The organism is Streptomyces sp. FH025 (assembly GCF_017427025.1).
GTDB lineage: Bacteria > Actinomycetota > Actinomycetes > Streptomycetales > Streptomycetaceae > Kitasatospora.
The window spans coordinates 1-7,274 of the sequence record NZ_JAFLNG010000395.1; the positions used below are offsets into that span (position 1 = coordinate 1).

At 73.7% G+C, this 7,274-nt stretch carries 6 protein-coding genes; 3 read left to right on the top strand and 3 right to left on the bottom strand.

Going from position 1 to position 7,274, the window contains the following annotated elements; genetic code table 11:
- The 3 genes from J0670_RS40010 to J0670_RS24765 form a co-directional block, all read right to left on the bottom strand.
- Nucleotides 1–130, bottom strand: a 130-nt coding sequence (locus tag J0670_RS40010) for a hypothetical protein (RefSeq protein ID WP_307806674.1), incomplete at its 3' end; no start/stop codon positions are given.
- Between the two features lie 287 nt (nucleotides 131–417).
- A complete protein-coding gene (locus J0670_RS24760; RefSeq protein ID WP_207813867.1) occupies nucleotides 418–1,548 on the bottom strand; it encodes a cell wall metabolism sensor histidine kinase WalK in 1,131 nt (376 codons plus the stop codon).
- An 85-nt stretch (nucleotides 1,549–1,633) separates the two neighbouring features.
- On the bottom strand, nucleotides 1,634–2,371 hold the full coding sequence (locus J0670_RS24765; RefSeq protein WP_196949490.1) for a response regulator transcription factor: 738 nt from the start codon (nucleotides 2,369–2,371) through the stop codon (nucleotides 1,634–1,636).
- A 559-nt stretch (nucleotides 2,372–2,930) separates the two neighbouring features.
- Here J0670_RS24765 and J0670_RS24770 point away from each other — a divergent pair.
- The 3 genes from J0670_RS24770 to J0670_RS24780 all read left to right on the top strand — a co-directional run.
- The gene (locus tag J0670_RS24770) at nucleotides 2,931–3,725 is read left to right on the top strand and encodes a rhomboid-like protein (protein WP_207813868.1); all 795 of its coding nucleotides are present in this window, start codon (nucleotides 2,931–2,933) and stop codon (nucleotides 3,723–3,725) included.
- A gap of 196 nt (nucleotides 3,726–3,921) precedes the next feature.
- Nucleotides 3,922–6,318 carry an endopeptidase La gene (lon, locus tag J0670_RS24775; protein WP_207813869.1) on the top strand — a complete coding sequence of 799 codons (2,397 nt, stop codon included), beginning with the start codon at nucleotides 3,922–3,924 and terminating at the stop codon, nucleotides 6,316–6,318.
- 165 nt (nucleotides 6,319–6,483) lie between these two features.
- The coding region (locus J0670_RS24780; RefSeq protein ID WP_207813870.1) for an ROK family transcriptional regulator at nucleotides 6,484–7,274 on the top strand (791 nt) is incomplete at its 3' end.

A 7,274-nucleotide genomic window follows, 5' to 3' on the forward strand; every position in this document is an offset into this window, starting at 1 on the left:
AGTCCCACCAGGCTCGGTCGACCGAGTTCGGGTCCTGGAGGTACTGCTGGTAGATCTCATCGACGAGCCACTCATTCGGACCGAAGCCAGTGGAGCTTGCCGAGCTGGGGGTTTCAGGTGTTGGCGACACGGCGGCAACCGCCCTCTTCCGCTTCCTTTTGGGATGTTTGGACAGCGGGGATTAAGGCTACGCCCCTGACCAGTGATCGCGCAGTCCCCGGGCCCCAGGCGTCGCCCAGATCACAGTCCTGACCTGCAGTTTGGCTGAAAAACTACGTTAGAAAGCCGTATCTGAGGGGAACCGATCAGGCCCGATCGGCCTTCAAAGTAGGGCAAAACCGGACAAAGCCCCGGCTGAATCATCGAACGATCTTCGTGTGCGGCTGTGTCGGATCTGTGACAAATGTCCCTGTCCGCTCAGCGGGGCCCGGGCAGCCGGACCTCGATCCGGCAGCCGCTCGGCGACTCGGCCACCGCGATCCGCCCCCCGTGCAGGTCCACCGCCCAGCGGGCGATGGCCAGGCCCAGCCCGGTGCCGCCGTCCGCGCCGGGCCCGGCGGCGGTCGCGGTGCCGCTGCGGCTGAACCGCTCGAAGACCCGGCTGCGGTCGGCCGGCGGGATGCCCGGGCCCTCGTCCTGGACCTCCAGCAGCAGGCCGCCCTCCTCGCCGTCGGGCCGGGCGCGCACCGTCACGGTGCCGCCGGGCGGGGAGTGCTTGCAGGCGTTGTCGACCAGGTTGGCGACCACCTGGTGGAGCCGCTCCGGATCCGCGACGGCGGTCAGGCCGGCCGGGTTGACCTCCAGGGCCAGTCGGACGTCGCCGCGCCGGGAGAAGGCCCCGCCGGCCGTCGCGCCGTCCACCGTGACCCCGCGCAGCACGCCGTCCAGGAACTCGCGCACCTCGAAGGGGCGCGCGTCCAGGTCCACCACGCCGTCGTCGATCTTGGAGAGGTCCAGCAGGTGGGTGACCAGGCGGCCGAGCCGCTCGGTCTGCTCCAGCGCGGCCTCCAGGGTCGCCGGATTGGGCTGGACGACGCCGTCCACCACGTTCTCCAGTACGGCGCGCAGCGCGGCGATGGGCGTGCGCAGCTCGTGCGAGACGTTGGCGACCAGCTCGCGGCGGTGCCGGTCGGCGGCCTGCAGGTCGGCGGCCATGGCGTTGAAGGCGGCCGCCAGCTCGCCGATCTCGTCGCGCGAGTTCACCTCGACCCGGCGGCTGTAGTCGCCGGAGGCCATCGCGCGGGCGGCGGCCGTCATCTCGCGCAGGGGGGCGGTCAGCCCGTGCGCGAGGAACTGCATGAACAGCAGCGAGGCGACCATGGAGAAGACCATGATGATCCGGATCTGGGTCTCGGACCGGATCGCCACCACGACCATCCCGGTGGCCAGGAACACGGAGACGATCACCAGCAGGGCGAGTTTGCCCTTGATCGAGCGGACCGGGTCGAGCGGCCGGATGTCGGCCCAGACCCGGTGGGCCGCCCGGGCGGCCAGCGTCTGCGGGCGCGCGGCGTCGGCGTCCCCGTTGCGTTGCTGTGGAAAGGTCATCGGTCCCTTGTGATCCCCGCGTGGCGGCGCGGCGGTGCCGGGACGCGGGCCCCCCGGTTGGCCCGTCGTCCGTGGCGCCGCCCTCCTAGGAGAGCGGGGCCTCCAGTGCGTAGCCGACGCCGTGGACGGTGCGGATCCAGCTGGCGCCGATCTTGCGGCGCAGCGCCTTGACGTGGCTGTCGACGGTGCGGGTGCCGGATGCGTCGGTCCAGTCCCAGACCTCGGCCAGCAGCTGCTCGCGGGTGAGCACCGCGCGCGGCTGGGCGGCCAGGCAGGCGAGCAGGTCGAACTCGGTCGGCGTCAGGTGGACGTCGCCCGAGGCCAGCCGGACCCGGCGCTGCACGTGGTCGATCTCCAGTTCGCCGAAGCGCAGGCTGCCGAGCGCGGGCGTGCGGGCGGCCTGCTGGGCGCGCTCGACCCGGCGCAGCAGCACGTTGACCCGGGCGGCCAGCTCGCGCATCGAGAACGGCTTGGTCATGTAGTCGTCCGCGCCCACGCCGAGGCCGACCAGCAGGTCCGTCTCGTCGTCGCGCGCGGTCAGCATCAGCACCGGCACCGGGCGCTGGGCCTGGATCCGGCGGCACACCTCCAGGCCGTCGAAGCCGGGGAGCATGATGTCCAGCACGACCAGGTCCGGCTGCCACGTGTGGAAGCCGTCCACCGCGCCGGGGCCGTCGTGGGCGACGGCGACCTTGAAGCCCTCCGCGCCCAGCCGGGCCGCGATCGACTCGGCGATCGTGGGCTCGTCCTCCACCACCAGCACTCTGCGCTGGCTGCTCACCGCGCCGCCGGTGTTGTGGTTGTCCTGCTGAATTTCTGTCACGGTCACGCCACCGCCCCCAGGGCTGCGGGCCGGCCACCTTCGGGGATGGCGGGCTCCGCTCGTAGTCTTGTTCCGTCGTGGACTGTGCCGGGTCCGCCGTCCCGTCGCGCGCCCGGGAGCCGAGGGCGGATTGTCAACCGCCCGCCTCTCCCGCGCACTTCGCAGCGTACGGACAGTGGATGCCTCCCGGCAGGTGGACCGGACGTTTCCGGCCCGTGGGCCGGCTGTCGGGCCGCCCTCGGGCCCACTGCACGAGTGGGCACGGGCCGATACCTTACCCGGCGAATTTTCACTGCGTAACGGTACGTATGCAGTCCAGTTGACGCCAAGTTGCCGGTCAGAGGGCCTACTGACCCGTTAATCGGGAGAAGGTCCAGACCAATGTCGAGAATCCGGGCCGCTCCCGCGGCCGCGGTCTTCACCGCCTTTTCCCAGCCGCTTCTCAGAACCTCGACGTACCGTGACCGCGGCAACACCCCGCCGGGTGGAATCCGGCGCGCGCGCCGGTACGTTGGGCTCCTGGCGAGACCGGTGGTCACGGGCGTCGAGCGGAGGCGGCATGGCTGGAGCACGGCGGGACGCCGACGGGTGCGCGCCCGCGGGGGTGCCGTACGGAATGCTCCGGTACGGGCTGCGCACCGGCGTCTTCGAGTGGCTGCTGGAGCGGTTGCCGACGCCTCGGCGCAACCCGTTCACGCTCGGATATCTCGCGGTGGTCGGAGCCACCACGACCTTCGCCAAAGTCGCCGATCCGGAACTCGTGCAGCGCTTGCAGGAGGCCTCCAGTTCGGATGGGCACAACCTGTTGCAGCATCCTTTGCGCGCTCTTGTGCTGAGCGGTTTCTGGGTGGCCGGCGAGGTGTGGATGCCGTACCTCTGGGGCTTCGCCTTCACCCTCGCGCCGCTGGAGCGCAAGGTCGGCCCGGCCCGGGCCGCGGCGGTCTTCGCGATCGGGCACGTCGCCGCGACGCTGCTCTCCCAGGGCGTGGTGATCACCGCGGTGGGGACCGGGCGGATGGCGCCCGAGGTGATGGACTACCTGGACATCGGGGTCAGTTACGGCGTGCTCGCCTGCCTGGGTGCGGTGGCCGGACTGCTCTCCCGGCGCGGGCGGCTGCTGGCGCTGGGCGGGGCCGGGCTGATGATCGCCGAGCAGATCGCCACCGACAGGGACGTGATCACCGCGGTGGGGCACCCGGCGGCGGTGCTCACCGGGGTGGCGCTGTGGCGCTGGCTGCGCCGGGTGGAGCGGCGCCGGCCCCGGCCGCGCCCGCGCTCGGCGGTGGCCGCGGCCCCGGCGGCCGGAGCCGCCCCCGCGCCGGTGAGGGGCGCGCGGCCGTCCGCCGTGCGCTAGCGCTTCCCGATCGGCGCCCCCGCGTTCTTCCGGCGGGCCCCGCGCTCCGGGGTGGTTTCCCGCGCTTTTGACGGTGCCTCCCGCGCGCCCTCCCCGTGGCTCCAGCGTTCGCTCATGGCGAACAAGGTGCCGGGAACATCCCGGGCCCGTGAAGCCTTAGTCAGGTCGACTCAAGTTCGCTGACTGGGGAGAGATCATGGCATCGACGTCCACACCGCTCACCCTGCCCGTGCTGCCGCTGGACGACGAGGTCGTCCTGCCGGGCATGGTCGTCCCGCTGGACCTGAAGGACACCGAGGTGCGCGCCGCGGTCGAGGCCGCCCGCGCCGCGGCCACCGGCTCCGGCAAGCCGCAGGTCCTGCTGGTCCCGCGGGTGGACGGCTCGTACGCGGCGGCCGGCACCCTGGCCACGGTGGAGCAGGTCGGCCGGCTGGCCGACGGAGACCCCGCCGCGCTGGTGCGCGCCGTGCGCCGGGTCCGGATCGGGGTCGGCACCACCGGCCCCGGCGCCGCCCTCTGGGTGGAGACCACGCCCTTCCGCGAGTCCTCGGTGGGCATGCCGGTGGCCGGGCGGGCCGCCGAGCTGGTCAAGGAGTACAAGGCCCTGTCCACCCAGTGGCTGCGCAAGCGCGGTGCCTGGCAGATCGTCGACCGGGTGGCCCAGATCGAGGGCGTCGGCGAGCTCGCCGACAACATCGGCTACGCGCCCTTCGCCACCGCCGAGCAGAAGCTCAAGGTGCTGCTGGAGGCCGACCAGGTCGCCCGTCTGGAGTACGCGCTCACCCTGCTGCGCGACCACCTCGCCGAGGAGGAGGTCAACGACACCATCCGCAAGGACGTCGAGGAGGGCGTGGCCAAGCAGCAGAAGGAGTTCCTGCTCCGCCGCCAGCTGGAGGCCGTCCGCAAGGAGCTGGCCGAGCTGAACGGCGACCCGGCCGACGAGGAGGGCGACTACCGCGCCCGGGTCGAGGCCGCGGACCTGCCCGAGAAGGTCCGCGAGGCCGCGCTCAAGGAGGTCGACAAGCTGGAGCGCGCCTCCGACCAGTCCCCGGAGGGCTCCTGGATCCGCACCTGGCTGGACACCGTCCTCGAGCTGCCCTGGAACGAGCGCACCGAGGACGCGTACGACATCTCCGGCGCCCGCGCCGTGCTGGACGCCGACCACGCCGGGCTCGGCGACGTGAAGGAGCGGATCGTCGAGTACCTGGCCGTCCGCAAGCGCCGCTCCGACCAGGGGCTCGGGCTGGTCGGCGGGCGCCGGGGAGGAGCCGTGCTGGCCCTGGTCGGCCCGCCCGGCGTCGGCAAGACCTCGCTCGGCGAGTCGGTGGCCCGCGCCATGGGCCGCAAGTTCGTCCGGGTCGCGCTCGGCGGCGTCCGGGACGAGGCCGAGATCCGCGGCCACCGGCGCACCTACGTCGGCGCGCTGCCCGGCCGACTGGTGCGGGCGATCAAGGAGGCCGGCTCGATGAACCCGGTCGTCCTGCTCGACGAGATCGACAAGGTCGGCTCCGACTACCGGGGCGACCCGGCCGCCGCCCTGCTGGAGGTGCTGGACCCGGCGCAGAACCACACCTTCCGGGACCACTACCTGGAGGTCGAGCTCGACCTCTCCGACGTGGTCTTCCTCGCCACCGCCAACGTGCTGGAGGCCATCCCCGAACCGCTGCTCGACCGGATGGAGCTGGTCCGCCTGGACGGCTACACCGAGGACGAGAAGGTCGTCATCGCCCGCGACCACCTGCTCCCGCGCCAGCTGGAGAGGGCCGGCCTCGGCGGCGAGCAGGTCACCGTGGCCGAGGAGGCGCTGCGCCGGCTCGCCGGGGAGTACACCCGGGAGGCGGGCGTGCGGAACCTGGAGCGCGCCATCGCCCGGGTGCTGCGCAAGCTCGCCGCCCAGGCCGAGCTGGGCGAGCGCGAGCTGCCCGCCGCGGTCGGCGCGGAGGACCTGCGCGCCCTGATCGGCCGTCCGCACCACGTGCCGGAGTCCGCCCAGGAGCCCGCCGAGCGGCGCACCGCCGTCCCCGGCGTGGCCACCGGCCTGGCGGTCACCGGCGCCGGCGGGGACGTCCTCTACATCGAGGCCTCGCTGGCCGACGCCGAGACCGGCGGCACCGGGCTGACCCTGACCGGGCAGCTGGGCGACGTGATGAAGGAGTCCGCTCACATCGCGCTCTCCTACCTGCGCTCGCGCGGCGCCGAGCTGGAGCTGCCGGTCACCTCGCTGCGCGACCGCGGCGTGCACCTGCACGTCCCGGCCGGGGCCGTCCCCAAGGACGGGCCGAGCGCGGGCATCACCATGACCACGGCGCTGGCCTCGCTGCTCTCCGGCCGCAAGGTGCGCACCGACGTGGCGATGACCGGCGAGGTGTCGCTGACCGGGCGGGTGCTGCCGATCGGCGGGGTGAAGCAGAAGCTGCTCGCCGCCGACCGGGCCGGCGTCACCACGGTGATCATCCCCAAGCGCAACGAGGCCGACCTGGACGACGTCCCGGCCGAGGTGCTGGAGCGGCTCACCGTCCACCCGGTGGCGGACGTGAGGGAGGTGCTGGAGCTGGCGCTGGAACCCGCCGAGGTGCTGGTCGCCGCCGCCTGACGGCCGCACCGGTCAAGCCTCGCCGCTCGACAGGAGGACGGCGTCCCCGCGTGCGACACTGCGGAGACGCCGTCCCCCACGCTGCGGGCGCGGCCCCGGTACGAACCCGGTTACGCTGCACCCGAGATGCCACGGGACGTGCCGTGAGACCGTGAGGTGAGCGTTATGCGCGGGGAACCGGACGGCGTCCGGACCGGGCCCGCCAGCCAGCAGGGGATGCGCCGGGCCAACCTGGCCCTGGTGCTCGGGGTGATCGCGCGCGGCCCGCGCTCGCGCGCCGAGGTGGCCGCCGAGACCGGGCTGACCAGGGCCGCGATCTCCTCGCTCGCCGAACAGCTGATCTCCGCCGGACTCCTCGTCGAGGAGGGCCCCGCCGCGCCGAGCGGCAAGGTCGGCCGCCCCGGCACCGCGCTCGGGCTCAACCCGCTCGGCCCCGGCGGCCTCGGCGCCGAGATCGGCGTCCGGCACCTCGGCGCCTGCGTGGTCGACCTGCGCGGGGAGGTCCGGGCCTGGCGGCGCCGGGAGGTCGTCAACCGGGGCCGCCGCCCCGACGCCGTCATGGCCGACCTCGCCCACCTGGTGCGCGAGGCCGTCGCCGCGTCCGGTCTGCGCCCGGCCGGGCTGACCCTGGCGGTGCCCGGGCTGGTCGGCGGCGGACTGCTTCAGCGGGCCGCCAACCTCGGCTGGCGGGACGTCCCGCTGGCCGCCGAACTGCGCCCGGCGCTGCGCGCGGCCGGGGACGGCCTGGCCGAACTGCCGGTCGAGGCCGAGAACGAGGTCAACCTCGGAGGACTCGCCGAGCGGTGGCTGGGCGAGGGCCCGGAGGACTTCCTGTACGTCTCCGCCGAGGCCGGGGTCGGCGCGGCGATCGTGGTCGGCGGCCGGCTGCTGCGCGGCGCGAGCGGCTACGCGGGCGAGCTCGGCCACGTGCCCGTTCACCCGGAGGGGCCGCGCTG

Excerpts from the sequence above, each read along its gene's own strand:
- J0670_RS24760 (WP_207813867.1), bottom strand. The coding sequence starts at position 1,548 with ATGACCTTTCCACAGCAACGCAACGGGGACGCCGACGCCGCGCGCCCG.
- J0670_RS24770 (WP_207813868.1), top strand. The coding sequence starts at position 2,931 with ATGGCTGGAGCACGGCGGGACGCCGACGGGTGCGCGCCCGCGGGGGTG.
- lon (WP_207813869.1), top strand. The coding sequence starts at position 3,922 with ATGGCATCGACGTCCACACCGCTCACCCTGCCCGTGCTGCCGCTGGAC.